21 protein-coding genes and 2 pseudogenes are annotated in these 24,580 nt (G+C 68.3%); 8 read left to right on the top strand and 15 right to left on the bottom strand.

Going from position 1 to position 24,580, the window contains the following annotated elements; translation table 11 throughout:
* Nucleotides 1–336 precede the first annotated feature (336 nt).
* The 5 genes from ACZ50K_RS35690 to ACZ50K_RS35670 all read right to left on the bottom strand — a co-directional run bounded on the left by ACZ50K_RS35690 (nucleotide 337) and on the right by ACZ50K_RS35670 (nucleotide 5,628).
* Nucleotides 337–540 carry a cold-shock protein gene (locus tag ACZ50K_RS35690; protein WP_468911225.1) on the bottom strand — a complete coding sequence of 68 codons (204 nt, stop codon included), beginning with the start codon at nucleotides 538–540 and terminating at the stop codon, nucleotides 337–339.
* A gap of 234 nt (nucleotides 541–774) precedes the next feature.
* Nucleotides 775–1,542 carry an AAA family ATPase gene (locus tag ACZ50K_RS35685; RefSeq protein WP_468911222.1) on the bottom strand — a complete coding sequence of 256 codons (768 nt, stop codon included), beginning with the start codon at nucleotides 1,540–1,542 and terminating at the stop codon, nucleotides 775–777.
* Complete coding sequence (locus ACZ50K_RS35680; RefSeq protein ID WP_468911220.1) at nucleotides 1,539–3,116, bottom strand: Mu transposase C-terminal domain-containing protein; 1,578 nt, start codon at nucleotides 3,114–3,116, stop codon at nucleotides 1,539–1,541. The genes ACZ50K_RS35685 and ACZ50K_RS35680 overlap by 4 nt, the downstream gene beginning before the upstream one ends.
* Nucleotides 3,117–3,278: 162 nt before the next feature.
* Nucleotides 3,279–4,553, bottom strand: a complete 1,275-nt coding sequence (locus ACZ50K_RS35675) for an AAA family ATPase (RefSeq protein ID WP_468911230.1) — start codon at nucleotides 4,551–4,553, stop codon at nucleotides 3,279–3,281.
* A 130-nt stretch (nucleotides 4,554–4,683) separates the two neighbouring features.
* Nucleotides 4,684–5,628 (bottom strand): DUF4238 domain-containing protein, encoded by a 945-nt coding sequence (locus ACZ50K_RS35670; protein WP_468911227.1) that lies wholly within the window; start codon nucleotides 5,626–5,628, stop codon nucleotides 4,684–4,686.
* A 244-nt stretch (nucleotides 5,629–5,872) separates the two neighbouring features.
* Here ACZ50K_RS35670 and ACZ50K_RS35665 point away from each other — a divergent pair, with 244 nt between their 5' ends.
* The 3 genes from ACZ50K_RS35665 to ACZ50K_RS35655 all read left to right on the top strand — a co-directional run bounded on the left by ACZ50K_RS35665 (nucleotide 5,873) and on the right by ACZ50K_RS35655 (nucleotide 10,199).
* A complete protein-coding gene (locus ACZ50K_RS35665) occupies nucleotides 5,873–8,233 on the top strand; it encodes a helicase associated domain-containing protein (RefSeq protein WP_468911217.1) in 2,361 nt (786 codons plus the stop codon).
* Between the two features lie 320 nt (nucleotides 8,234–8,553).
* Nucleotides 8,554–8,916, top strand: coding sequence for a hypothetical protein (locus ACZ50K_RS35660; RefSeq protein WP_468911214.1), 363 nt, complete (start codon nucleotides 8,554–8,556; stop codon nucleotides 8,914–8,916).
* Between the two features lie 860 nt (nucleotides 8,917–9,776).
* A complete protein-coding gene (locus ACZ50K_RS35655) occupies nucleotides 9,777–10,199 on the top strand; it encodes a hypothetical protein (protein WP_468911212.1) in 423 nt (140 codons plus the stop codon).
* A 30-nt stretch (nucleotides 10,200–10,229) separates the two neighbouring features.
* Here the strand turns inward: ACZ50K_RS35655 and ACZ50K_RS35650 are convergent, their stop codons facing one another.
* Complete coding sequence (locus ACZ50K_RS35650; RefSeq protein WP_468911209.1) at nucleotides 10,230–11,054, bottom strand: hypothetical protein; 825 nt, start codon at nucleotides 11,052–11,054, stop codon at nucleotides 10,230–10,232.
* Nucleotides 11,055–11,312: 258 nt separating this feature from the next.
* Here ACZ50K_RS35650 and ACZ50K_RS35645 point away from each other — a divergent pair, with 258 nt between their 5' ends.
* Complete coding sequence (locus ACZ50K_RS35645) at nucleotides 11,313–11,882, top strand: DUF6434 domain-containing protein (RefSeq protein ID WP_468911207.1); 570 nt, start codon at nucleotides 11,313–11,315, stop codon at nucleotides 11,880–11,882.
* 200 nt (nucleotides 11,883–12,082) lie between these two features.
* Here ACZ50K_RS35645 and ACZ50K_RS35640 read toward each other — a convergent pair whose 3' ends face one another.
* The 3 genes from ACZ50K_RS35640 to ACZ50K_RS35630 all read right to left on the bottom strand — a co-directional run bounded on the left by ACZ50K_RS35640 (nucleotide 12,083) and on the right by ACZ50K_RS35630 (nucleotide 14,042).
* Nucleotides 12,083–12,676 carry a hypothetical protein gene (locus ACZ50K_RS35640; RefSeq protein ID WP_468911204.1) on the bottom strand — a complete coding sequence of 198 codons (594 nt, stop codon included), beginning with the start codon at nucleotides 12,674–12,676 and terminating at the stop codon, nucleotides 12,083–12,085.
* Between the two features lie 207 nt (nucleotides 12,677–12,883).
* The gene (locus tag ACZ50K_RS35635) at nucleotides 12,884–13,135 is read right to left on the bottom strand and encodes a hypothetical protein (RefSeq protein WP_468911201.1); all 252 of its coding nucleotides are present in this window, start codon (nucleotides 13,133–13,135) and stop codon (nucleotides 12,884–12,886) included.
* A 427-nt stretch (nucleotides 13,136–13,562) separates the two neighbouring features.
* Complete coding sequence (locus ACZ50K_RS35630; RefSeq protein ID WP_468911198.1) at nucleotides 13,563–14,042, bottom strand: hypothetical protein; 480 nt, start codon at nucleotides 14,040–14,042, stop codon at nucleotides 13,563–13,565.
* A 572-nt stretch (nucleotides 14,043–14,614) separates the two neighbouring features.
* Here ACZ50K_RS35630 and ACZ50K_RS35625 point away from each other — a divergent pair.
* A complete protein-coding gene (locus tag ACZ50K_RS35625; RefSeq protein WP_468911196.1) occupies nucleotides 14,615–14,983 on the top strand; it encodes a hypothetical protein in 369 nt (122 codons plus the stop codon).
* On the top strand, nucleotides 14,980–15,234 hold the full coding sequence (locus tag ACZ50K_RS35620) for a GIY-YIG nuclease family protein (protein ID WP_468911193.1): 255 nt from the start codon (nucleotides 14,980–14,982) through the stop codon (nucleotides 15,232–15,234). The genes ACZ50K_RS35625 and ACZ50K_RS35620 overlap by 4 nt, the downstream gene beginning before the upstream one ends.
* 122 nt (nucleotides 15,235–15,356) lie before the next feature.
* Here the strand turns inward: ACZ50K_RS35620 and ACZ50K_RS35615 are convergent, their stop codons facing one another.
* From ACZ50K_RS35615 to mobF, 3 genes are all read right to left on the bottom strand, one after another.
* A complete protein-coding gene (locus ACZ50K_RS35615; protein WP_468911191.1) occupies nucleotides 15,357–15,665 on the bottom strand; it encodes a hypothetical protein in 309 nt (102 codons plus the stop codon).
* 178 nt (nucleotides 15,666–15,843) lie between these two features.
* Nucleotides 15,844–16,164, bottom strand: coding sequence for a hypothetical protein (locus ACZ50K_RS35610; RefSeq protein ID WP_468911188.1), 321 nt, complete (start codon nucleotides 16,162–16,164; stop codon nucleotides 15,844–15,846).
* Nucleotides 16,161–17,975, bottom strand: a complete 1,815-nt coding sequence (mobF, locus tag ACZ50K_RS35605) for a MobF family relaxase (RefSeq protein WP_468911185.1) — start codon at nucleotides 17,973–17,975, stop codon at nucleotides 16,161–16,163. Before mobF ends, ACZ50K_RS35610 begins: the two co-directional genes overlap by 4 nt.
* A gap of 158 nt (nucleotides 17,976–18,133) precedes the next feature.
* Between mobF and ACZ50K_RS35600 the strand changes: the two genes are divergently transcribed.
* Together ACZ50K_RS35600 and ACZ50K_RS35595 are read left to right on the top strand one after the other, a co-directional pair.
* Nucleotides 18,134–18,328 carry a hypothetical protein gene (locus ACZ50K_RS35600; protein WP_468911182.1) on the top strand — a complete coding sequence of 65 codons (195 nt, stop codon included), beginning with the start codon at nucleotides 18,134–18,136 and terminating at the stop codon, nucleotides 18,326–18,328.
* 427 nt (nucleotides 18,329–18,755) lie between these two features.
* Nucleotides 18,756–20,024: an IS256 family transposase gene (locus ACZ50K_RS35595; protein WP_468911180.1), complete on the top strand. Its 1,269-nt coding sequence runs from the start codon at nucleotides 18,756–18,758 to the stop codon at nucleotides 20,022–20,024.
* Between the two features lie 270 nt (nucleotides 20,025–20,294).
* On the opposite strand, the pseudogene ACZ50K_RS35590 reads toward ACZ50K_RS35595, so the two are convergent.
* The 3 genes and pseudogenes from ACZ50K_RS35590 to ACZ50K_RS35580 form a co-directional block, all read right to left on the bottom strand.
* A pseudogene (locus tag ACZ50K_RS35590) lies at nucleotides 20,295–21,454 on the bottom strand (IS30 family transposase).
* Nucleotides 21,455–22,071: 617 nt separating this feature from the next.
* Nucleotides 22,072–22,962 (bottom strand): hypothetical protein, encoded by an 891-nt coding sequence (locus ACZ50K_RS35585; protein ID WP_468911177.1) that lies wholly within the window; start codon nucleotides 22,960–22,962, stop codon nucleotides 22,072–22,074.
* 286 nt (nucleotides 22,963–23,248) lie between these two features.
* Nucleotides 23,249–24,477, bottom strand: a pseudogene (locus tag ACZ50K_RS35580) (IS110 family RNA-guided transposase).
* Nucleotides 24,478–24,580 lie beyond the last annotated feature (103 nt).

Genomic DNA, 24,580 nt, shown 5'->3' with positions numbered 1-24,580 from the left:
CCCGCGGAGCGGGTCCCTCAACGCTGCGCGTTGAGGAGAGAACGCTCCCGCTTCGCGGGAGCGGGCCCCTTCGGGGCCGGCCCTGCGCTTCGCTTCGGGCGCCGGGCTCTGCCCGGCCGGCTGGGCTTCGCCCAGCTGGTGGCGGCCCTTCGGGCCGGGGGCCAGGGCTTCGCTCTGGCCGTGCCGGAGCTTCGCTCCAGCTGACCCCGTTTCACGGGGTCCCGGGCCTACGGCCCGTAGGGTGTCCGCTCCGCTCCCACCCCAGCCAGCAACAAGTCGGCGGGCTCGTCGCACGCGAGCCCGCCGACCCGTCCGGTCCTGGGCGCTAAGGCCACCTCAGAGGGCCGTGACGTCCGCAGCCTGCGGGCCCCGCTGACCCTGCTGCACGCTGTACTGAACCCGCTGGTTCTCCTCCAGGTTCCGGAACCCACTCCCCGAGATCGCCGAGAAGTGCACGAAGACGTCCGGACCACCCTCATCAGGCGAGATGAACCCGAAACCCTTCTCCCCGTTGAACCACTTCACAGTCCCCTGCGCCATAACCACCCCTAGAAAGACAAGCCCCGGACCCATCCACACACGCCCGGATCCACCTCATCCTCCCCAGCCACCCCGCCAAGAAAACTTGATCACGAAGTCCTGGCGAGGCCGGACCGAACAGCCTCTCCTCACCGAGTGCATCAAACTGAGATCCAGCTAGATTCTGGAACGATCACTTCGTACCGGATCCACTGATCCACGACAACAGGTGCGGTGCGGTTGAGCAAGTGACACTCAGCTGCCCAGCTTGCTGAAGGCCCAGCGGAGCACTTCCTGATCGGGGTGGTCCCGGCCTGTCCGTTCGAGTGCGGTCAGGGTATGAGCCGTCAGACGGGCCCAGTTCCGGAAGTTGCCGTGCGCCGCATGACGGTCGGCGAAGGTGATATCTGCGGGATCGGTCCGGGCCCAGATGGGGTGGTAGAGCGGAATGACCTGCTGAACTTCGGCCAGGGTCAGCTTGGTGACGTGCTGCCAGATAAAGATGCGGGAGGAGAGCATCGGTTCCTTCCGCAGCACGGTATGCGCTCCCTCACCGCCGGCGAAGATGATTGCGATCTGCGAGTACGGGTGGTCCCAGATGTACCGGAAGTATTCGAACGTCTCTCGATTCAGCCATTGGGCTTCATCCACGACCAGCGTACGCGGCTGGGCTGCCAGCGAGTCCAGGAGCAGCCGATCGAACTCGGACGGGTGACGCGGAGGTTCGCCCGGCAGACCGAGCGCGACAAAGAGCTCGTGGCGCACCGCTCGGGCCGTGGGGCGGGCGCGGAAGGCGATCCGGCAGACCTCCTCGCCACGGGTCTGCTCCAGCTCGCGCAGGCAGACGTTCGCAGCGAGGGTCTTGCCGACACCGGCCGGACCGTGGAGGCACATCATCGCCCTGGCCTCGATCGTGTCGGCGATGTTCTCCCGGGCCGCCAGGAGCGTCCGGGTCGTAACGACCGCGGCGTCGGCGAGCTGGGTGTAGTGGTCGGTCTCGCGCGGCGGCAGCTGGCTCGTCATCGCTTCTCCTCTCGGGCGGAGGGGCGCAGGGAGGCCGGGGTGTTCCAGTCGTCAGGCGGTGGGGCGGGCGGGATGAGGTCCGGAAGAGCCAAGGCCGCCATGTCACTACCGGCGTACGTCGCCAGTTCCGCATCGGCTTCGGCGGCCGTGAGGGCGCCCAGGCGCTGGGCGGGCGTGGGAGTCGTGGCTGGGGCGAAGCGCTGCCGGCGCAGGGCCTCGGCCTGCTTCGCGTCCTCGCGCAGGCGGCGGGCCCGCACCGTGCGGGTGCGGCGTAGCTCGTCAAGCTGTTCGGGGGTGGCGGCGTCGGCGAGGTGGGCGGTGCCGAGGTGGCGTCCGGCCGGGTCGCAGACCTCGATCTCGTGGTCGTGGTGGGGCATGTGCCGGATCCGGACGTGGCGGCCTGCCTGGCCAGCCATCCACGCGCCGAGGTAGTCCCGGCCGCGCCAGCGCACGCCGTGGCTGCTCAGTTTCCGGACCCGGCCGTCGTCCTCCAGCATCAGCCCCCACAAGGCGGCCTCGGGGAGGTCCGAGAGGGGGGTGGGGTCGGCCTGCCAGGCCTCGACGGGAGTCCGGCCGTTCAGGCCGTCGGGGCGGTGCTCGGTGTTCCACCACCGTGCCCAGTCGAGGACCTCTGCGGTGAACTCGGCGAAGGTCAGCGGCGACGGCTCGTCGAGATCGGGCTTCTTCTTAGCGGGCCGGGGCTTGGGGGTGAGGGTGTAGCCGGGCAGGACGGCGAAGAGCATGCGGTCCGCACACCGGTTGAGGTTCTCCACCGTGCCCTTCAGATGGGGGCTGTAGGCAGGCAGGTCCTCGCACTTGGTCTTCAGGTCGGTGAAGGCGGCCAGGACCGTCTTCGACAGAAAATCCCGGCCCCGATCGACCCGAACATGCTCAGGAATGCCGCCTGCGGGCCCGTACGGACCGCTGCGCAGCACCGCAGCCCGCAGGGCCGCGAGGATCGAGGCCCGGGACGGATGGCCGGGCGTGACCGCGGTCCCGGTGATGGTCTTCGTCGCGACGTCGATGAACCATGTCACCCACGGGCGCACCAGCTCGCCATCCGCGTCGACCACCAGCGGCGCCTGGACATGGTCGGCCTCCCAGGTGTGGTTCCGCCACTGCGTCGGGCGGCGCCCGAACACGTCATGGGCCCGGGCCGCCTGCGGACCCCGGGCCAGACCCGCACGCTCGCCCGCGGTCAGATCACGGCGCACCGCACGCAGGAACGTCGACAACGACGGCACCGGATCCAGCAAAGGCACCGCCTCCAGCGGTGCCCCGGCCGGAACCACGATGGCTGGCCCACCAGCCGCCGTCCGGGCGCGGGCCACCAGCTGCCGGTGGACGGCTGAGGCGTTGCCCCGCCAGTACGCGAGCAGCACCCGTACCTCAGCCGTCACCTCGAACCGGTCCACCGGCCGGGCACCCGGAACAGCCCCCGCATCTGGATCGGCTTCGGCCTGCGCCAGCCACCGCCACACCGTCCGCTCCGACACCCCCAGACACTCCCCCGCAAGACGCACATGCCCCCGCGACAGCCGGCCCCGGGCCCGCAGCAGCAACAACCGCTGCACAGCCGGACCACGCAACGCCACGAGCGCCGGACCCTGAAGCCCGGGCGCCGGGTCCCGCGCGTCCAGCGGTCCCGACTCTCCCACCTCGGCTGAACTGATCATGAAACCGCCCCCCTGCCGCCCGGCCTTCGTCGCCCACTTCCGATTCCGCACCGCCAGCCGCTACGGGTAGGGGCCCAGCCGCGCGCAGGCCTGCTCTATCAGCGCACGGTCCACCCGTATGTCCCGGCCCCGCGTGGTCAGGGCGTAGACGTGGGAGGTGATCTTCGCCCAAGTACGGAAGTTGCCCCGCGCCACCGTCGCGTCCGCCCATCCCACATCCGCCGGATCGGCGCCCTCCCACACGTCGTGGAACATCGCCAGCGTCTGGACGAGTCGCTCCTGGTCCAGGCCGGGGAACTGGTGCCAGGTCAGCACCCGCGACCGCAACGCCGGCGCCCGCGCAATCACCCGCTCCGCGCCCGCCCCGCACAACAGCAGCCCCGCCGCCGTGCCCGGCTCGTCCCACAGCAGCCGCAGGTAATCCAACAGCGGCGGAGACAAGCGCTGCGCGTCATCGAGGAACAGCACCCCGGAGCGGCGCAGCGCCTCGCCCAGGGCACGGTCGGCCGGCTGCGCACGATGCGAGAGAGAACCCGCCGCCAGCCCCAGCGCCTCCAGCAACGACGCCCGCATCTGGGGCAGGCCCGGCTTCACCGCGACGACCGCCCGCCATACCGGAACCCGGTCCGGCAGCAGATGCAACGCCTGCTGCACCGCCACCGTCTTCCCCACCCCCGGCTCCCCGAACACACACCCGATCCCCCGCGCCGCCACCGTGTGTCCCACTGCCTCCACCACCGCAGCCACCGGCGCCGTCGACACCACCCGAGCCCCCGGCACGAACAACCGCACCCCACCCCGCGCCGGACCGATGCGCCCCTCCCCGTCCCCGCCCGTCCCGGGCTCCGGTGGAGTCACCGGTTCCGCGTCGACCACCGGCAGGCCCTCACCCGCCCGCTCAAGCTTCAACTCGGCCAGGACCCGGTCGTAGCGGCCGGCTTCCACCCGGTTCCGGGACGGGCGCGCCACCTCCAGCACCCGCCCCGCCTGCAGATCCCGGCGCACCACACGATGAAGCGTCCCCAGAGACGGCACACTCCCCGGCAGAGACGAACCGCCGGCCGTCAGCAGCCGGTACAGAGCCGCAACGTTCCCACCCACCTCCGCCAGGACCCGCCACTGCTCCTCATCCAGAACGAACCCGTCCTGCCGCCCCACAGGCTCCAGCCGGCCCTCCCGCGCCTCCGCCAGCCACCGCCACACCGTCCGCACCGTCACCCCGGCAGCCTCCGCCATCACCCGCACATGCAGCGACGACACCGACCCCGGCCCCTGATCCACCGCCAACAACCGACGCACCACCACACCCCGCGCCAACCCGCCACCCTCACCCATGCCCACCAGCACACCCCGCGGCCAAAACCAGGTACACAGGAATAGGCAAACCCATGACAGCCAGCACCCCTACTGCTAGGCAGCCCATGGCAGCAACCTGGTCACCCCACGACAGCCAAGATCACCAGGCCTACATCCGCGGCTTGATCGCACAAAGCAGCCGGCATGCCCTGTCCAGAGTGGATGATCCATATTGCGACGAGAGGCTTACCCTGCATTTCCGGTCCTCCGGATTCATCGGCTTGCAGTCGACAAGGAGCTGCGGTCTACGCCGAAGCTTTTTGCCCGCAGGCAGATCGGTGTCGTGCGGGAGCGCGATGATCGCAGATTCAGCGTTTCTGATGACAGCTGTGCGCAGCCGGTCGACTTCCCTGCGCTCCAACGTCCGGTGTACGACCTTGTGCGGCTGAAGGTCCTGGCTGAGGGCAAGGATTCGGTGCGGGCTGATGGGCCACCACAGATATTGACTGGTCAGCGTCGACGGAGGCTGACCCAAGGAGTCTGACGACAGAAATACCGGATGATCGCAGGTAATCAACCTTCCCAGCGGATCGTCCCACAATTCGAGCTGCCGGGTGGAATGCTCGTCAGCAGCACCGTAAGCGCTACGGAAGAAGCTCGCGACGAACCCGTTAGTCGTGAGGGGCGACGTGTCCTGGAGCGCACGGTCCCTCAGCCACCTGCTGTGAGCGTCCAGCAGGCGCTTCCTCTGCGGTGTCCGGTTCCGCTGGAAAGCAAGGACCACAGCCAGCGACATGAAGTCATCGAAGTCCACATCGTCGTCTGGCGCCCACCTCCGCAACAGACGCAGAAGGCGCGCGGCTTCATCATCAATGACTGCCAGCATCGCTTCGGCCTGATTGTGCGCCTCACCGTCGCTGCCTGATACCCGGTAGAAGTTCTCCTGAACACATGTATCTCGAAGACCACGAAGCCTGTCGAATCCATTCACTGTGTCGAGAACACGTATGCGCTTCCCGTCAGAACTCCACGCCCTCATGTACGCCTGAGGAACGTAGTGATGCCTCCGAGAAACACAATCTCGCCTCACAGCCGCGGCAGCCACCCTTGCCATGTACTCCTGCACCCGCGGGTTGACGCTCTTCCCGCCAGCCGACAGTGGCACCTGACCCCAAGGATTCGCCACACTACTGACGAGCTCCCACTCCATGCCGCGCCCCCACCTCGCCTTGCCAATGCACTGAGCGCAGTCAATCAGGCCCTCGCACGATCAGCCCTGCAAAGGTCCGCACCCCTCCGAACCTGCTGACACCCACCCGCTGACACCAGCACGCACATTCACACTGAACTCGCTGGGGGTGCGGACCACCACGAACCCGATCCAGCTCGCCCTGTGGGCCGGGTCCGGGCCGGTCGTCGTGTTCGCCACGTACGCCTCTCTCGTGGACCGCGAGGACATCGACGCACCCGAGGGCCAGCGGAAGGTTCGCGGGCCGCTGGAGGCCGCTCTGGCGGGCGGGGAACGGCTCTACGGACAGCAGATGAGCCCGTTCGACCTCGCCATCGTGGATGAGGCCCACGGAACCGCCGGTGATCTGGGGCGGCCGTGGGCGGCGATCCACGACAACCAGCGGATCCCGGCGGACTTCCGGCTCTACCTCACCGCGACCCCGCGCATCCTCGCCGCGGCCAGCCCGCAGCGGGGCCCCGGCGGCCAGGAGGCGGAGATCGCGTCGATGGCAGACGACCCGGAGGGCACGTACGGCGCGTGGCTCGCGGAGCTGGGGCTCTCGGAGGCGATCGAGCGGGAGATCCCCGCCGGGTTCGAGATCGACGTCCTGGAGATCCGCGACCCCTCCCCCGTTCTCGGGGAGTCCGAGGAAGCCCGGCGGGGCCGGCGCCTCGCGCTCCTCCAGACCGCGCTCCTGGAGCACGCCGCCGCGTACAACCTCCGTACGGTCATGACGTTCCACCAGAAGGTGGAGGAGGCCCGCGCGTTCGCGGACAAGCTCCCCGAGACCGCCGCCGCGCTGTACGTCAACGACGCCTCCGACGCCGATCTGGCCGCCGCCGACAGGCTGCCGAAGTCCTCGATCGACGCCGAGTTCTACGAGCTTGAAGCCGGCCGCCACGTCCCGCCGGACCGGGTCTGGTCGGCATGGCTGTGCGGTGACCACCTCGTGGCCGAACGCCGTGAGGCGCTGCGCCAGTTCGCCAACGGCATCGACGCGTCCGGGCACCGGGTGCACCGCGCCTTCCTCGCCAGCGTTCGCGTGCTCGGTGAGGGCGTCGACATCACCGGCGAGCGGGGCGTGGAGGCCGTCTGCTTCGCCGACACCCGCGGCTCCCAGGTCGAGATCGTGCAGAACATCGGCCGGGCGCTCCGCCTCAACAAGGACGGCTCCACCAAGGTCGCCAGGATCATCGTGCCGGTGTTCCTGGAGCCGAACGAGGACCCCACCGACATGGTCGCCAGCGCCAGCTTCCGCCCCCTTGTAGCGGTCCTCCAGGGCCTCCGCTCGCATGATGAGCGACTTGTGGAGCAGCTCGCTTCCCGTGCGCTCACGAGCGGCAAGCGCAAGGTTCACGTCCGGCGTGACGAGGACGGGCAGATCGTCGGGGCCGGCGGCGAGGGTGAGGGCGAGGATCAGGAGGACGACGACACGCAGGCCGCCGCCGAAGCCGCGCTGCTGCACTTCTCCAGCCCGCGCGATGCGGCGACCATCGCGGCCTTCCTGCGCACCCGGGTCTACCGGCCCGAGTCCCTGGTGTGGCTGGAGGGCTACCAGGCCCTGCTGCGGTGGCGGAAGGAGAACGAGATCACCGGCGTCCACGCCGTGCCCTACGACGTCGAGGTCGAGGTCGGCGTCACCAAGGACTTCCCGCTCGGGCGGTGGGTGCACCAGCAGCGGAAGGCTCTGCGGGCGGGTGAGCTGGAGGAGCGGCGCAAGACGCTGCTGGACGCGCCGGAGGCCGGGATGGTCTGGGAGCCGGGCGAGGAGGCGTGGGAGGCCAAGCTCGCCGCGCTGCGGTCCTACCGGCGGGCCACGGGGCACCTCGCGCCGCGTCAGGACGCGGTGTGGGGCGAGGGCGAGGCGATGGTGCCTGTCGGGCAGCACATGGCCAACCTCCGCCGCAAGGGCGCCAAGAACGGTCTCGGCAAGAACGAGGACACCGCGATGACCCGCTCGGCGCAGCTGACCGCGATCGACAAGGACTGGGACTGTCCCTGGCCGCTGGACTGGCAGCGCCACTACCGCGTGCTCGCGGACCTGGTCGACGCCGACGGCGTCCTGCCCAACATCGCTCCGGGCGTCGTCTTCGACGGCGACGACGTCGGCAAGTGGCTCCAGCAGCAGAAGCAGCCGGCCACCTGGGCGCGGCTTCTGCCCAAGCAGCAGGAGCGGCTGGCCAAGCTCGGCGTGCAACCTGTCCAGGCGCCCGCTGCCGCCCCTGCGGCAGGGCGCGCGACGAAGGGGCCCGGCAAGGCGCAGCAGGCGTTCCAGCGGGGCCTGGAGGCGCTCACGCAGTGGGTTGAGCGTGAAGGTGCCCACCGGCCGGTCCCGAGGGCTCACGGGGAGGAGATCGCGGTCGAGGGCGAGACGGAGCCGGTGGTCGTGAAGCTGGGTGTGTGGGTCTCCAACACCAAGAGCCGACGGGACAAGCTCACCGCCGACCAGCTCGCCTCGCTCGCGAAGCTGGGCGTGGACTGGGCGTGACAGGCTGCCCGGCTCGTCGTTGAGCGGGGAGGTCAGCGAAGTGGAGGCCCCGGGACGTCGTTGACCCGTCTCAGCGAAGGCAGGACGGTTCTCATCGAAGACGAGCGGGTGCCGGTTCGTCTCACCGAAGAGGGACCGGCGCTGATCAGCGGCACCGAAGGCCGGGGAGCTGCCGACGCAGGGGGCAAGAAGCGGGACCGGTGAGCCCCGAGCCAGCTGGCTCCCGAACAGCACGACGAACGACGACCGGTTCATCACTCCATTGGGTGACTTCGGCTGAGTACGGACTCCCAGGCCCTCAGGGCCATACCGTGGGATACATGGGAAACAGCTCACTGCATGAATTCAGCAGCCACTTCGCGGAGCGACTGCCGAACCTCGGCAGCCAGGACGTGGCCCGACTTCACGGGCTCATCATGCAGGTATGTCAGGACCACCCCCAGGAGGAATGGCGGGCCCGCACTGCTGAGGCCCTGGCCGACCTCGCAGAGTCACAGCAATGGGCCAACCGTGTAGCCCGAGCAGCGACCGAAGTCCTCGTGGCCCCTTTGCTGATCGCATACGCGGACGGCGGCCCGGCTGAACTCGCCCAGCGCGCAAGGGAGACCTCCAGCCATCCGACCGGCTTGGTCGACATGGTCCTTGAAGCCATGGCAGAAACGGTCGTCCCCGGACAAACCTGAGCCGAGCGAGGCACCGAAACCGGCCGGACCGAGACCGGCGGCCTCACGGCGAGCAGCCACAGCAGCAGCACATTGCGCCCCACACCCAGCCACCCGACGGCCGAACACGACGCCGCGGCATCGGCCAACCCGAGATACCCACCGCGCGCCACGGAGGCAAGGAGGAGCACGAGCTCGGCACGGACGACCAGGAACAGGGAGAGCAAGCACTCGCCCCAGAGCGCCGCCCATCTCACACCGGCTCGCGACTTGACCGTCAACCCCCGGCAGCCCCCGACACCGAACCCAGCGACAGAAACCGCTCCGGATTCAAGGCGGACGCCGACCGATCCGACCACCACCCAGCCGGCGCCGACGCCCGCCCCCCGTCCGGACACCCCCGGCCGACACCCCACCGCTGGCCGGGAGCGGACCTGACCCTTCTCAGCGTCGGCAGCTCCCCGGCCTTCGGCGTGTGACCAGCGCCGGTCCATCTTCGGTGAGACGAACCAGCACCCGCTCGTCTTCGATGAGAACCGTCCTGCCTTCGCTGAGACGGGTCAGTCGTGACCCCGGGGCCTTCGGCTCGTCCCCCGGCACCGGATGGTGGTGCAACACGGTCTGCAACACGAAGCCCTTGACGGCTGCTGGGCGCGTTTAGGCAGCTCAGGGCTGCAACGCGCAGTCGTGTTGCAGCGTCGGTGTTGCACGGCCGGGGTGAGTGCGTTGCAGCGGTGGCGCGATCGTCACCGCTTCGGGTGGCGGGTTCGTCACGGCCGGAGGTGCCTTGCGTGGAAGCCCGCACCCCTGTGGCCCGGAGCGGCTATACCGGAGCGGGGCCGACTGCCCTGCCCGCCGTAGGAGAAGGAGTCCACCGCCTCATGACCGACGCCGCGAACACCCCTCCCACCACCCGCGCCGCCCGCGTACTCACCACCGTCTTCGTCGTCATCGCCGTCGCCTACATGGGCTTAATGACCTTCATCTCGGTACCTGAGCTCACGGACTACATGAGCGGCCGGGACATCGACTTCCCGGTCTTCCTGGCCATCGCGGCCGTCGCCGGCCCCGCCCTGTTCTGGGCCTACATCGGCCTCGGCTTCGGGCTGAGCAAGACGGGCTGGGCGGCCGGACTCGCCCTCACCGGCATCCTCACTGCCCTCACGTACGGGTGGCTCCTCGCCTCCTCCCACGGCAACGGCTTCGCCTACTGGCTGTTCCTCACCCTGATCGTCGCCACCAACCTCGGCGCCTTCTGCGTGATCCCCTACGTCCTCGTTCTCGGCACCGTCGGACGCCGCTGACCCTCCGAGCCGGAGCCGCACAGGCCCGGCCTACGGCTCCTCATTCCGCGTACCCCACCGCCCGGCGAATCTCTCCAGGGCGCGGCGTTGCTGTTCCTCGCGGGCGATCTGCTTCGCGAGGACGTCGCGGTCGATGTACGGGTCGACGGCGGCGAGGACCAGGCGCTGGAGTTCGTCCGGCTCCAGCGCTTCTACCTCCCACTGGACCGGGTGCTCGATGTCGAAGCCGTAGCGGCGTGCGAAGGCCGGCCATCTCGGGTCGTCGCGCTTGCCCTCGGTCGCCGGGAGACCGTACGCGCGGACCTGCTCGCGAGTGAGCAGCACCCGGGTCACCGAGCTCCAGCACCCTGTGCGCTGCACCCAGTCCCGCTCGATGTCCTCGCCGGAGCAGTCGAAATCCCCGACCACGGCAAGGTGGGCTTTGCGTTGCTCGTGGGCGACGCGGTCGCGGACGACGTCGGCGTAGGACTGGGAACTGAAGCCGCGGACGATGAGCACGGGGATGCCCGCGAACTCGAGCCAGCCGGTCAACTGCTGCCGGAGAGTGTCCTTCTCCGCCGCGACGTACAGGGCGCGCTCCTGACCGACGGTGCGGTCCAGGCGGAACCAGTCGGGCATCTCGGCGACGAACGCGCCCGCGCTCGGCCAGGCCGGCGCGACATGGACTTCGCGCATGGTGTCAATCAGGTCGGGGAAGCGGCCCTCCCGCCGGGCCTGGGCCAGCCGCGAGGACAGCCGCCGGTACATCGATGGTGTGTGCGGCAGCACGCCCTCGGCGGCGAGGCGGTACATGACCTGCCTCAAGGTCACCTTGAGCGGCGCGTACCCGTCCACGATCTCCCGAGCGCGGTCCACAACGAGAGGCCACCGGATCCGTTCACGCGCCATACCGGTACATGTACCCCTGGGCGCCGCCGGCCCCCGGACACGGGACAGACCTCTTCGTCCGGCTATCGCGGACAAGGCTAGGAGGAGGGCATTTGTCCTGTCGCAGTGCAGCTGACGGATTCTCACTCGGTCTCATCCGAGCCGCCCGATTCTCACCGCGTCGCGGTGGGCCGCCGGTTCGTCTCGTCGAACGCCGCGCGTAACCACCTCTCCTATCATGGGCACATGAGTTCGAATGCGGGTGCTGAGACGCGCCCAGAACTGAGTGCGACGTTGAGCGGAGACGAGTTGTCCCGCTGGTACTGGACGCTGGCCGAGCTGACCGTGCTCGCCCGCGAGCTCGGGGTGCCGCGGGGCGGTGGGAAGGCGGCACTGACGGACCGGCTACGGGCCGCATTGGACGGCGTCGCCCCGCCGGCCGCACCGCCCCGGGCGCGCAGCGCCGGCCTCCAGCTCGCCGCTCCAGTGAACGGGTTCACCGTGATTCCCGAGGGCCAGCGGTGCAGTCAGGTGCTGCGCGAGTACTTCCGCCGCGAGATCGGCCAGGGCTTCCACTTCGACCGCTATATGCGGACATTCGTAGCCGAAAGTGCAGGGCGCACACTGGCCGATGCCATCGCCCACTGGCACGCCACGCGCCCGGCCGCTGTCCAGCTTCAGGAGATCGGCTCGCAGTTCGAGCTCAATCGCTTTCTGCGTGACTGGCATGCCGAGCATCCGGCCGGCAGCCGTGCCGAAGCGCTCGCCGCCTGGCGCGCTCACCGCGACCGGCCTCGTCGCCCGGCTGCGGGGTGACCGGTCTGCGGCTATGTCTGGGCGCCGAGTGCCTGGGAATCGGATCCCCGGCGCGCGATTCCTTCCGAGAAGGCCGATTCGTCCGAGAATGACATCGGACCGCGTTACCAGACCATCTGGCAGCACTGCAGGCAGAACCGCACGACCTGGCAACTGGAATGCGACAGGACAGCATTCGCGCCTGCTGAATCTCTGTCCGCTCAGTCGTCAGAGTGGAGTTCAGGTCGGGTCCAGAGGGTGAGGTCGCTGCTGGTGGCGACCGCCAGGGTCCGGCCGGAGGGAGAGAACCCGGCTGCGCGGAGTTCTGAGTAGTCGGAGTGGAAGATGTGCCACCACGTCCCTCCCGCCGGGCCCTCATTCGACCCGCCGTCGGCGGAGAGGATGACGCGGTCGTGGGGCCACTGGGGGCTGACGACGTCCAGGCTCCAGCCGTCCGAAGTGGTGCTGTGCAGGCCACCGCCGAAGAGCCCGGCGATACGCACCGGCATGCCCTCGATCGGGCCGAGCCCCGGGCACGTGAGCTCCTGCGACGCGTCCGGAGTACTGGTGTTGAGGTTCGGGTCCCGATCGCGGGCGACCTTCTCGCCTGTGACCGCGTCAAAGAGTCCATGACCATCGCTGGACACGACCATGACGAGGTCGTGCCCGCTGTCGGGATGGACAGCGAAGCCAATGCCGAGCAGACCCCCGACGGGTGTCCTGCGGTCCAGCACCGGCCGCCACGGCTCCGGGGCCGGCATGACGCGGGCACCGATGTAGCGCTCGCGCAGCCTCTGCTGGTACTCCGTGATCAAGTCGTCTCCCCGGGATGTCTGAGTCGAGGGTAAGAGACCGGAAACGATCTCAAGGCGGCAAGTCCATGCCCCAGACAACCACCGGATCAAGGGCAAGAGAGTTCTCCGGATCTGGTGACAACACGACTGACCGCGAACCAGAGGTGCCAACAGGCTCGGCCAACTGGTGACAACCAGCGTGTCCCAGTCGTCGGAAGCCGCAGACCACTACCTCTCCCTGTGACATCTAGCGTGTCCCGGCACAGCTTCCGGGCCAGCACCTCGCCACTCCACGAAGTCGGGGTCGGGGTCGGGGTCGGGGTCGGTGAGGTCTACGTCGTCGGCGTCCTCCAGCCCAGCGGCCGCAAGGAAGACGCGGATGTCGGCCGGTCGGTGCGCGACGCCGATGGCGACCCCGTCGTAGCGGACCCGGCGCCAGCCCTGCTCATCGGGCAGGTAGACGAACAGCTTCGCGACCATGCGCCCAGCTTGTCCTCGGCGCACCCCACCGTCTCCCGGCCGGGCGCGAACGGGTGAGGCCTCAGAGCGCGGCCGCCAGCGAAAATGCCAGACCGTTGGTCTCGGCCGTGGAGTACGTTCGGACGTACGGGGTGCGGCCCTGGCCACCAGGGCCGCGACGGGGGCCGCACCCCGACAGAGCCGACCGCACGGCGGCCTGAGTCAGGCCCCTCGTGCGGGTGGACCCAAAGCCGGCGGCGAACCAGCCCGGTCCCAGCGCAGAGCTCGTGAAACCGATCGACGAGCAGCACATCGCGGAGCCCGGGGTCAGGGCCCGGGTCTACGCCGACGTCCCGCGCCCGGGACGGGAACCCCCCTAGCCACAAGCCCTGGGCGAGCCCATTTCGAGGAGGGCTTGCCCAGGGCCGCCTACGGCTTGCCCAAGTGCTCAGGCTTGCCCGGCCGCCGGCGCCCACAGGGGATGCGCACGGCCCGTTCCGTGGCAGTGGGAGCACAGGCCGCCGCCGGGCGTGCTGTGCGCGTCGATGGTGGTGACGGCGTCGCGCAGGAGCCGGGTGAGGCCCTGGACGTGGGCCGGGTGCAGGGCGAGTTCGTGGCGCTTGCCGACCATGACTTCCAGCGCGACCCCGGGCCCTATGTAGCCCAGTTCCGCAGTGACGCCGTGGGTGACTGTGCGGATGAGGTCGTGGAGGTGGCCCATTGTCTCCATCCCGGACAGCTCCACCCGCGCGGTGAACAGGACCTCGTCCGGCTCGGTGAGGGACAGCAGCGCCTCCGGTCGCTCGAACGGCACGAGACGGCCGACCGGGTCGCGGTGTCCGGCGTGAAGGCACGCCAGGGCCAGCCACATGTCGCCCGCATCGCACTGCCCGAGCACGGCCGGGATCTCTTGCTTGTTTCGTCTCATGGCTCCGGTATACGGCCGGCGAGGAGGCGTAAGCCGGCTCCGGACCGTCGGGTCCCAGACGGTGGCGCCACGACCTCGGAAGCTGTCCCGCCACGTGATCTGGACGCTGGGCAAGCCCTCCTAGGCGAGGGCTTGCCCAGCAGAGGCCGTGACCGGTCGGCAGGCCGGCTGTGACCGATCCGCCTCCCGCAATCGGTCAACCAGCACGTCAGCGCTGTGACCGGTCCGTGCAACTCCCGGCCGGGACAGTGACCGGTCATCGGTCACCCGTCATCGGTCAGCCGGGCCCTCGCCGGGAAGGCCGGATGACCGTGGCCGATGCCGCCTGCCCGGAATGCCGCTGACCGCGGTGGGCAAGCCGGTCTTCGCGATGGCTTGCCCAGGCTCCCCTTGGGCTTGCCCCGAGCCGGTCAGCGGCCGGCCGGTTCCCGGTACCGGGAGCTGCGCCCGTGGAAGGGCATCGACATCGATCCTGTACGAAGGCTCGCCCTCCCCTACACGAGCCGGGCGGCGCCTGGAGGCATATCCCGGAGGCCCTGCGTGCTGGATCCGGCGCCCATAGGTTCGCAGCCATGGAGAACCCCACTGAGTGTCCGTGCCGTAGCCACCTTCACCCCCACCGAGGTGAAGCAGTCCGGGAGCAGACGGAGGTCAGCTCCCGGTACGCAACGGCGGACGAGCTCAAGGCGCTCGGCTACGAGGGCCGGGTGCTCGTCACGCAGATCGTGCGGACCACGCTTCGGGCCGACGGCACGCCCATAGGCAAGACCCTCACCGTTCAGGGCGGGAGCACCCCGCTCGTGCGGTGGATCAAGCCCGAGGAGCTGGAAGACGAGGAGGAGTCCGCGCATTGCGCGCCTTCCTCTCCAAGGGTGCCGGCATCCCGGGCTCCGGTGGGGAGCATGCGGACGTACGTCGTTGCGCTGGAGGGGTCCCCGTGACGAAGGTCGGTCGGACCACCGCCACGCTCAAGGCGCGGATGGCGCAGCTCCAGACCGGGCAGCCCGCCCGCCTGCTGGCGCTCCTGGAGGTGGAGGGCGACTACGAAGCGGTGCTGCACGAGCGGTTCGCGGAGTACCCGGTGCGAGGAGAGTGGTTCGACCTGACGCCTCTTGGAGACCCGGCCACGGTGGTCGTGGACGCCCTGGCCGAGCTGGGAGTCACAGTCCGCCGGACGGAACACCCAGTCTGAGGTGCGGCACCTGTGGTGGGTCCGTCTGCAAGCCAGCTCTTCGGGGAGGAGGGGAACCTCTCCCCCACGGCTACTGCGTGGGTCCGTCACCTCATGCGGGCAACGGGCCGAGTTGATCTTGGTCAGCCTGCTGAGAAGGCGGCCAGCAAGGTATCCGCCCGCACTTCCAGCTCGGGTGTCAGAGCCCCCTCCACGACCAGCATGACCTCATCACCCCCGACCGCGCGAGCCAGCCGAACCTCGACCTTGCGGTGTTCGCCGACCAGCGGGTACGCATACCAGCCATCGGCCCGCTCGTCATCGGTCGCCTCGATCGCCAACGCCACCGTCTCCCAGTCCGTGGCATCGAAGCCATAGCCCACGTAGTGCGACAGCAACTCCAAGAACGACCGCAGGTTGCATCCCCAGATCCATCCCCCGACCTCCGCCATTCCTCCCCCTCCCCCTCAGCGCTCAGGAGGACAGCCTGCCATGAGCCGAACACAGTGATCGGTCAGCTGTGCAGGATCGTGGCGCTCCTGAGAGTGGCAGGCCACCGGGTGCACCGCCCGACGGCCTCCACCGGTGCCGATCCCAGGCGAGCCGCTCGGCGGACGATGCCAGGTGTCGTCACCACAGCCAGGCGTTGGAGTGCCGCATCCGGGACAAGGTGCGGGCGTCACGGCGAGCGGCGGCGCTACCGATGCGGCTCTGCCGGGGCCGGGGCCGGCGCGCCTGGGCGCCGCAGAACCGTCGGACACCGGCCGACTTGAGCCGCTTGCGCTGCTTGGCCAGCTCCTCCTTGCGCGCCTTGATGGACTTCGGCTTCCGGGGCCGCTTCCACATCGGCCAGTGCGTTGGCGGGTATGCCTCGGCGCGCTTGTGAGCGGCCTCCTTCAGTCGGGCGGCGACGGCTTCGATCCTCGGGTCCGCGGGCGGCGTAGTGGTCATGCGACTCCTCCGGTGAATGTGGTCCGGCCCGGCGCGGGCCGGACAGGCTGCTGGGCGCTCGGCGGCGAGGCCGCCACGGGCTTGAGAGAGCAACTGCGGGCGGCGACTCGCTCACGGACGCCGGCCTGGAGCAGGGCGGCCATCTCGGCCGCGGCGGCCTCCAGAGTCCGGCTGGTCAGCTCCACCGCGGCGACGTCCGTCATCGGCTCCGTCTCCCGGCCGGCCCTCTGCGCCGTGCGCAAGCTCGGGCGAGAGATCGGCGTGGTCGGCACGGTGACGATGTGCGGCCGGGGCCGAGAGTTCAGGCGGTCTGCACGGCGTAGCGCGTGGACGCGGGCGGTCAGCGCTCCGGCGGCGAGGCGGGCCCGCTCGTAAGGTCCGGCGGACCGCTTGCGGGTCAGCGCGCGGAGCACAGCCTGGTCCTCGGTGTCGTGCGGGTACAGGGCACCCAGGTCGGCGGTCAGCGTCCTCCGGCTGGCCGGGCGGGTGTATTCGTCGATGGCCGTCTGAACGATCTCCTCGTCCAGGCCGGGCTGGTGGGGGCGGCCGCGCAGGACGTAGGCGAGGTGGCGGCGGGCTTCGGCGAGGAGGTGGTGGCGCTTGAAGGCGCCGCGCATCACATACACCACGGCCACGACATCGACGGCCGCCAGGACAACGTCGACCACCGGCCGCACCCGCGCCCACACCGCCGCCGCTGCCGCCCGCGCCCGCTCCGCGAGCCCGTCGATGACGTCGGCGCCGAACCTGCCGATCGCCAACTCCCGCCAGACCGCCCGCAGCTCCGACAGCGACCGCAGCTCCTTGCGCTTGTGCGGGCGCGTCCGGTCGGCGGCCTGGCAGGCCAGCGCGTAGCCGGCCCGCTCCCCCGGCGCATGCCCGTGCTCGGCTTCGTACTCCGCCGTGATGATGGGCAGCGCGTCCTCGATCTGCTGCCGGCGGGTCGACTGCCAGCCGATGAGCCGCTGGTCGATGCCCGCGATCTCCATGACAGGGCGGCGGCCGGGCGTTACCTCGCGCGGCTCCCACGCCCACCCTAGCCGGGCGGTCACCTCCTCCATGAAGGTCAGTACGTACAGGGTGTCGGCCGCAACAATGTGGGCCAGCACCGAATCCGCCGACAGGTTCCCCCACGTGCCCTTGTCGTCCGGCCGCCGGGCACGGATCGACACAAGCGCATGATCATGCAGGAGTGGCTTGGACTCCGCGGCTCTGGACTCGTAGTGCCGGAAGACCGCGACGATCAGCCCGTCCCGGACGCCGGCCCGGTGCTTGCCGCCGCCCTTCCACCGGATCTGCGCGACCGAATCCCCCAGCCACTCCAGCGTCTTGTCCCGGGCGATGTCCTGGCACAGCTCCAGCACCCGACGATCCTCGTCATCCACCAGCGCCCACGCGATGTGGGCCGTCGGCGGGGGCCGGAACACCAGGTGCATGCCGAGCAAGGGGATCCGCTCCTTGGCCTTGTCGGTCTTGGGTGAGCGGCTGTGCTCGATGGGCCTGCCCAGCACGGTCGCCCGCCGGGCCTTCGCCGGATCGTCGCCCGCCTCCAGGCGCTCGCGCTCGATCCGGTCGGCGTCCGGGTGCCGGCCCTCTCCCAGGAAGAGTTCGGCCTGCCGCTCGGTCACCACATCCCCGGCTACCAGGCCGACCGCGGCCAGGCCCCGGCCTCTCCAGATCCCGGGCGGGACACCGGCCTCGTCCTGCGCGGCGCGCAGCGACGTGCCCGCCCCGCGGTGGCCGTCGCCGACCATCACGCCGCGGAAGAGATAGCGCCCGTCTCCCGGACGGAACGGTGTTTGGCTGATCATCGGCCCATGGAACACCGGGCTTTACCTGCACAGAAGCGTGATCCGGGGTCCTTCCCGCCGGGCGGGAGGCCATCAGGAAGTCTTTACCGTGGCACCCGCCTGGCGGGCCGCCGCCGCAGCCCGAGACCGTAGGCCAGCGGTGTGTGCACTCTCCCGCCATGACGATCACCAGGTACGGACAGCCCTGCCCCCTCTGCGACGAACGGCTGCTCCTGGACGTGCTCCAGGTGCGCTCCGCACAGTCCGACTTCCCCACTGCCGAGCGCGTCACCAGACGCCGGTGCCCTGACTGCCAGACGGCCCGGCCCGAGCAGTGGGCGAAGGCGATGCGGGACCGCTACGGCGACGCCTGACGATGCCGTGCGAATGCTGCGCGCCAACCACACGAGCACCACCAGCCACGAAAACGCACGGAAACCGACTCCACCGTCATTGAGCACACACCAGCGCACCGCATCCCCGACAAGCCACCACCACTGAGCGCATCGCGTCACCGACGCCCTTCACCACGAGCAGCCACCACCGCCCCCGGCCACCGGCCGGGGGCTTCGTGTTTCCCGGAGGAGTTCGCCGTGCCCACGTACGAGGCCCTGCCCCGCTTCACCGCCGACCTCGACCGCCTCACCCCCGAACAACGCCGCAAGTTCCGCCGCACCGTCACCGCGTTCGTCGACGACTTGCGCACCGGGAGCGTGTCTGAAAGATCGTGTAAGTCCGTGATGTGGAAGCCTGGCCCGGGGCTCGGCCTCGGGCCTGTGGGCCAGGCGGATCGGACGAGTCATGGCAGACAAAGACGAAGCGGCCGCGTCCGTGGCCGGCGACAAGACGGTCGACGAGGTGGTCGAGCGACTGCTCGAGAAGGCTGACGCCTCGGGGGCGGCACTGCTCGGTGAGGGCGGGCTCCTGACGGAGATCACCAAGGCCGTCCTCGAGCGGGCCCTGGAAGCCGAGATGAGTGAACACCTCGGCTACGAACGCGGAGATCTTGCAGGTCACGGGTCGGGGAACTCCCGCAACGGGACCTCGCCCAAGACGGTCCTCACCGACGCCGGCGCGGTCACTCTGGCGGTGCCGCGGGACCGCAACGGCGACTTCGAACCGCGGCTGGTACCGAAGAACGCCCGCCGCCTCGCCGGGTTCAACGACCGGATCCTCTCCCTCTACGCCCGCGGGATGAGCGTGCGCGACATCCGCTCGCACCTCGCCCAGATCTACGGCGTCGAGGTCAGCCCGGACCTGATCAGCAAGGTCACCGACGCCGTGATCGACGAGCTCGTGACCTGGCAGAACCGGCCTCTCGACGCAATCTGGCCGATCATCTACATCGACGCACTGTGGGTGAAAATCCGCTCTGGGTCGGTGACCTCGAAGCCGGTCTACCTGGCCGTCGGCGTCGACATGGACGGCAGGAAAGACGTCCTGGGCTTGTGGATCGGCTCCGAGGGCGAGGGCGCCAGCACCTGGATGGCGGTCCTCTCCGAGCTGCGGAACCGGGGCATCGAGGACGTCTGCATCGTGGTTTGTGACGGGTTGAAGGGCCTGCCGGACGCGGTGACCGCGACCTGGCCCAAGACCACCGTCCAGACGTGCGTGATCCACCTGACGAGATCCTCGCTCAGACTCTCGTCCTCGCGGGACCACCCGAAGCTGGTCCCGGCCCTGGCCATCTACACGGCCCCGACCGAGGCCGCGGCCGAGCAGGCCCTCGATGCCTTCGAGGTCTCTGAGCTGGGCGAACGCTATCCGGCGATCGTCCGGACCTGGCGGTCGGCCTGGCCGGAGTTCACGCCATACCTGGCGTTCCCGCCGGCCATAAGGACCGTGGTCTACTCCACGAACATGGTCGAATCCATGAACTCACGGCTCCGCAAGGCCACCCGCAACCGCGGCCATTTCCCCTCGGAACAGGCCGCGTTGAAGGTCCTCTACCTCGCGGTCCGCGAGCAGATCAACCCCAAAGCGCGCGACGCGAACCACGTCGCCGCACACTGGAAAGAGGCACTGAACCAGTTCTCACTCTTCTTCGAGGACCGGCTCAGCATCCAATGACACCAGACGACTTACACAAGAACGCTGACACGCCCCGCACCGGAGTGGGCTTCCGCACGGGCCTCCGCGTGAAGGGCGTACGCCGCGCTCCCGGTGTCTTTGAACTCACCTGGGATGGGAACGGCCGGGCGACGTGGCAGTACGGACCGGAGGTGGTCCGCGGCGCCCGGCACGTTGTCTGGCGCCGTATCGGCACCCACGACGTTCTGGCCGCACCCTGACCGAACTCTCACGGAGGTGCCGATACGGCGCCAAGTCTGCAGGGTGGATTCAACCCGTCAGCGCAACGGCCGTGGGAAGCCTATCTGCCGGGGCGGCGTATCCGAGTACTTTCCGCGGCCGCTGGTTCAGCCTTTCGGCGATGCGGTCGAGGCTGCTCTGGCTGTGCTGTGACAGGTCTGTCTTCTTGGGCAGGTACTGGCGGAGGAGCCTGTTGGTGTTCTCGTTGGTCCCTCGCTGCCAGGGGCTGCGAGGGTCGCAGAAATACACGTTGAAACCGGTCGCTGCGGCAAGCCGCTTGTGGTCGGCCAGTTCCATCCCGCGGTCCCAGGTGAGAGTGTCCCGCAAGGACGGTGGGAGCTTGCACAACTGTCTGATGAGGGCGGACACGACGCTCTCGGTGTCCTTGCCCGGCACCTTGACCAGCATCACGAAGCGTGAATGCCGCTCCACAAGCGTGGCGACGTGAGTGTTTCCGCGGCCTGCGATGAGGTCGCCTTCCCAGTGCCCGGGCACCGCCCGGCTCTCGACCTCGACCGGCCGCTGGCCGACCGGAACCGCATCGGTGATCCCGCCACGTCCCTGCCCGGAGGCTCTCGCCTTCTTGGAGCGACGCATCGCGCGTCCAGACCGCAGGCGCCCAATCAGCTCCTGGGCAAGCACACGCCTGGCCTGGACAAACAGACTCCGGTAGATGGTCTCCGGCGATATCCGCAGGCTCTCGTCCTCAGGATGGGCAGCCCGGAGCCAGCCGGAAATCTGTTCCGGGGACCAATCCTCCTCGAGCTTCGCCGCCACGAGGTCCCGGAGCCCGTCATTCATCGCGAGCAGGCACTTCTGCGGACGCTGGGCCCTATCCCAGGCCCGTTCCTCGGCCCGGGCCGCCCGATAGGCACTTCTGCCTCCGTGCCGGTTGATCTCCCGGCTGACCGTCGAGGCCGCCCGGCCCAGGCGTAGTGCGATCTGACGCACCGGTTCCTGTCTCGCCAGACCCCGCGAGATCTCTTCGCGTTCAACCAGGGCAACGCGTCCGGACGGCGGCGGCGCTCGGCCGACACGAACCCTCCGCGGGACTTGACCACGCCGAAGATCGAACCTGCGTGGCGGTCAAAGGCACGGCCGATCTCGCTGAGCGGCTCACCGTCCCTCCAGCGCTGCCACAGCTCCCGCTTCTCTTCATCCGACAGCCCTCGTCGCCCCATCCGAGCCACAGCACCCTCCCATCAGCAACGACACCCAGATCATCAGGTGTTGCGCTGACGGGTTGAACCCACCCCACCTATCCTATGGGTTTAACGGTGTACGTAACATTCATATGCCTATCCGTAAGGGTGCCGGATATGGCGGCCTCGCAAGTAAATCTAGTATTGCTAGTATCTTTTTGATCGTACAGTATCCTGCAGCTTGCGCTGTTTGTGAGGCCAATTCTGTTACTGAAAGTCAATTTAACATGGGAACCCGTAGGAGATCCATACTGGTTGATAATCTCGTAATCGGCGGAACCCTCTATTCCCAAGCCTGAATTGTAAGCGTCGAAAAGGCCGCGCATCCCGGACTCTATGGTTTCAGGCGGCTGCCCATCATTGCGCCACGATCCCGCCTTTAGGCCATAGCCTTCCCGTGCAAGTTCAAATCCGGACCTATTCCCATTCAGGATGTTTCCTGCTACTTCAAAAGCGGCCTGCGGGCTGGGCTCTACGGCCGAGGTCGGGGACGCAAGCGCGGCTGACGCGAATGCAAGTCCTACTACTGTCGCGGCAAGCAGATTACCTCGCATGTCCTGAACCTCCACGCTTCTCTCTTCTGCGCTTTTCCCCGTTAAGGGTCGTCAATTTACTCGCTTTGGATTCCATCGAGGAACCTCTGAACAATTCCTCATAACCAAGATGCTCCCAATGCGGTCTGGGATGGCAGAGGAAAGGCATTGCGACGACTTTTCCTGAATGAACTCTCTTGAGGCGAATGACGGGCTCTCTTTGGGGTCCCAAAGGAATCTAGAGCTGTCCGAGGGTTGATACCTTTCAAGTCCAACCTGAGATCCGAGATTGCTACCCCGTGCTGTGCTCAAGCAGCCACCCGCCTGCGCATTGCAGTAGGCCCACTTTTCCCCTATCTTAAACTCGGTCCAGGATTGCTCAGGTGTGGCTGGATCCGCACATCTAGACATTTGAACGCTTTTTCCATCCTCAGTTGCTTCTAGGCACTGATTGTTCCAATTGTCCCAGCGCCATACAGGATTATTGATCTTCTTAGTTGTAAAATCAACCTTCGGGGACGTGCCAGATCCGATTTTCGCACTGCAAATTCCGATTACGGGAATACCTGCCGCATCGATGGAGCATTTTGCTTTATTCGGAAGAATAGGTGGTGAATCGGCGAAAAACGAAACGGTCCATTGGGTGCCTGAATACTTGTAAATCATCTGGGCTGATATTCCGCCGCTCGGGGTGCTCTCGCCTGTCACCTTCCAGTTCGATGTGCCGCTATGCATAATCGAAGGGGGGACCTGGTTCCAGAACGGATCACCTCCGCCTGAACCTTCAGCTGAATATGAGAACCGCCGCAGCTCATTTTGTGAAGTTAGAGTCCCAGTAATGGAATCTTTCGCCAGTGGGGCCTCATGCTGCTCACGCGAGTTGGCGTAGGTTGTCGACGCCGTTGCCACCATCAGTGCGGCGGCCGCAATACCACTACGCAAAAAAGCGTTCTTGAGAGTCATAAGATCACCCCTCGATGCGTGTCTTTCAGTTTGCGGTTGTCGATCGTCCGCCGCAACTCGACAGTGCCGGGCTGGCCGCTGCCGGACGTCTAACGAGCTCGTGCATGGTTGGCGGTGACGCGCCGAAGAGTGCAGGTCGGCTCGGTGGTGTGGCTGACTGGCACCGCGGGTGGCGCTCTGCTGGTGTGAAAGCAGTCCGGCGATCGCTTGGAGCGTGTCGCTGAGGTGCTCGCGCCGGCCATGGTGGTGGGCGAGTGCCCGCCAGACACCTCACGTTGCCAAGGTGTCAAGCGGCAGCAGCGAGTTCGATGGGGAACGCGGTGCGTTCGTCGAACAACTCTCGCTTCTGCAGACAGTGGTAGAGGTGGCCGAGCATGCGGTTATACAGGTTCCTCCGGGCGGCGGCGTTCCAGTCTCCGTGCTCGTCGCGACGGCGCCGATAGTGGGCCTTGGCCCCGGGGGATCCGTTCGGAGCGGCCAATGCCCGAGGTAGCCGGCGTGGTTGAGCCGGTCGTTCTTCACCCACCGCCGCGTGATACTCGACCTTTTGCCGGAGGCGCGGGTGATGGGTGAGGAGCCGGCGTATGCCTTCAGGCCCCGGGCATCGGCGAAGCGGGTGCGATTATCCCCGATCTCTCCCAGGATCCGGGCGCCGAGCTGGATGCCGAGCCCGGAGAAGCTCAGGAGGATCTCAGCGTCCGGATGCTGAGGGAACGCGTCCTCCACCGCCTTGGCGAGCTGGTCAGCGGCGGTGCAGGCGGCGTTTAGCTGCATGAGGAGGGCGAGCATCTGCTTGCCGAGAGCGTCTTCGACAAGCGGCGGCTGGTGCGCGCACTCGGCGCGGAAGACATCACGGAGGCGATCGACCTCGGTGTCAATGCCGCGCTTGCGGCCGGCCCCTTTGAGGGCGGCCTGGAGCTGGGTGCGGGTCAGGCGTGCCGCCCGCGTCGGCGTCGGGGCGGTCTGGAGGAGTTCACGCGCCTCGGGCCGGCACAGGCCGTTGGCCCAGGTGGCGAAGGCGTCCAGGGCGGCCGGGTAGTACTCGCGCAGCAGGGAGCGGAGCTGGTTGGCTAGCTGCTGCCGGTTCCACAGTGCATCCTGCTGAGCGCGCGCGAGGACGGCGATCGCCCGGCCGAGGTCGGAGTCATCGGGCAGGGGCCTGTGGGCGTGCCTATCAGTGCGCAGGATGTTCGCCAGGACAAGGGCATCGCCAGGGTCGGACTTCTTGCGCGAGACGCTGTGCCGGTCGCGGTAGCGGGCGGCGGCCAGCGGGTTGATCGCGTACACCTTCCGCTTGCCGGTCCGCAGCACGGCGACCAGCAGGCCGCGGGGGGTCTCAATGGCCACCGGGATCGGGTTCTCCTCGGTGTCGCCGTGCTCGGTGAGAAGCTCCAGCAGCAGCTTGTAGCCGACGGCGTCGTCGGATATATGCCGCTTGGCCACCAACCTGCCGGTGTCGTCGACCAGGGCGACGTCGTGGGTGCGTTCGGCCCAGTCGATTCCGCAGTAGATCAAGGCAGTTCTGAGCTTGTTCCGCTTTGACGGACACGGTTGGTGTGTTGGTCAGGCCGCCAGGGCGGTCTCGTATTCGGCGGGGCTGCGGTAGCCGATGCTGCTG

The sequence above is a fragment of the Streptomyces sp. NPDC033845 genome (genome assembly GCF_055576225.1).
This window is presented reverse-complemented; position numbering and strand designations above follow the sequence as displayed.

Bases quoted from the DNA above. Each gene is read 5' to 3' on its own strand.
- mobF (WP_468911185.1), bottom strand. From the start codon at position 17,975: ATGATCAGCCAAACACCGTTCCGTCCGGGAGACGGGCGCTATCTCTTC.
- ACZ50K_RS35595 (WP_468911180.1), top strand. From the start codon at position 18,756: ATGGCAGACAAAGACGAAGCGGCCGCGTCCGTGGCCGGCGACAAGACG.
- ACZ50K_RS35630 (WP_468911198.1), bottom strand. From the start codon at position 14,042: ATGAGACGAAACAAGCAAGAGATCCCGGCCGTGCTCGGGCAGTGCGAT.
- ACZ50K_RS35670 (WP_468911227.1), bottom strand. From the start codon at position 5,628: ATGGCAAGGGTGGCTGCCGCGGCTGTGAGGCGAGATTGTGTTTCTCGG.
- ACZ50K_RS35625 (WP_468911196.1), top strand. From the start codon at position 14,615: ATGGAGAACCCCACTGAGTGTCCGTGCCGTAGCCACCTTCACCCCCAC.
- ACZ50K_RS35685 (WP_468911222.1), bottom strand. From the start codon at position 1,542: ATGACGAGCCAGCTGCCGCCGCGCGAGACCGACCACTACACCCAGCTC.
- ACZ50K_RS35645 (WP_468911207.1), top strand. From the start codon at position 11,313: ATGAGTTCGAATGCGGGTGCTGAGACGCGCCCAGAACTGAGTGCGACG.
- ACZ50K_RS35675 (WP_468911230.1), bottom strand. From the start codon at position 4,553: ATGGGTGAGGGTGGCGGGTTGGCGCGGGGTGTGGTGGTGCGTCGGTTG.
- ACZ50K_RS35610 (WP_468911188.1), bottom strand. From the start codon at position 16,164: ATGACCACTACGCCGCCCGCGGACCCGAGGATCGAAGCCGTCGCCGCC.
- ACZ50K_RS35600 (WP_468911182.1), top strand. From the start codon at position 18,134: ATGACGATCACCAGGTACGGACAGCCCTGCCCCCTCTGCGACGAACGG.
- ACZ50K_RS35655 (WP_468911212.1), top strand. From the start codon at position 9,777: ATGACCGACGCCGCGAACACCCCTCCCACCACCCGCGCCGCCCGCGTA.
- ACZ50K_RS35660 (WP_468911214.1), top strand. From the start codon at position 8,554: ATGGGAAACAGCTCACTGCATGAATTCAGCAGCCACTTCGCGGAGCGA.
- ACZ50K_RS35615 (WP_468911191.1), bottom strand. From the start codon at position 15,665: ATGGCGGAGGTCGGGGGATGGATCTGGGGATGCAACCTGCGGTCGTTC.
- ACZ50K_RS35690 (WP_468911225.1), bottom strand. From the start codon at position 540: ATGGCGCAGGGGACTGTGAAGTGGTTCAACGGGGAGAAGGGTTTCGGG.
- ACZ50K_RS35635 (WP_468911201.1), bottom strand. From the start codon at position 13,135: ATGGTCGCGAAGCTGTTCGTCTACCTGCCCGATGAGCAGGGCTGGCGC.
- ACZ50K_RS35585 (WP_468911177.1), bottom strand. From the start codon at position 22,962: ATGACTCTCAAGAACGCTTTTTTGCGTAGTGGTATTGCGGCCGCCGCA.